Raw genomic sequence first — 248 nt, 5'->3', positions numbered from 1 at the left:
CCTGCCAGTCCTGTACCTCCAGTGGAACACCAGCGTGGCGGGCTATCGCCTGAATATGCGGCGGCGCATTTGTCGACCCGCCAATCGCGGTGTTTACGCGGATCGCGTTTTCAAAGTTCTCGCGCGTGAGAATTGCTGATGGCCGCAGGTCTTCGTGGACCAGTTCAACGGCGCGCTTGCCCGTCGCATAGGCCATTTCCATCCGCGCCCTGAAGGGGGCCGGGATGGCCGCACAGCCTGGCAGCGAC

At 63.3% G+C, this 248-nt stretch carries 1 protein-coding gene; it reads right to left on the bottom strand.

All coding sequences use genetic code 11. The annotated features are described in order from the left end of the window. Positions 1 to 202: dihydroxy-acid dehydratase domain-containing protein (locus L9G74_RS21555; protein ID WP_238898884.1), on the bottom strand; the 202-nt coding region annotated here is incomplete at its 3' end. Between the last annotated feature and the right edge of the window lie 46 nt (positions 203 to 248).

Origin of the sequence: Shewanella electrica (assembly GCF_022321485.1) — a bacterium.
In the GTDB taxonomy this organism is placed as follows: domain Bacteria; phylum Pseudomonadota; class Gammaproteobacteria; order Enterobacterales; family Shewanellaceae; genus Shewanella; species Shewanella electrica.
This window is presented reverse-complemented; position numbering and strand designations above follow the sequence as displayed.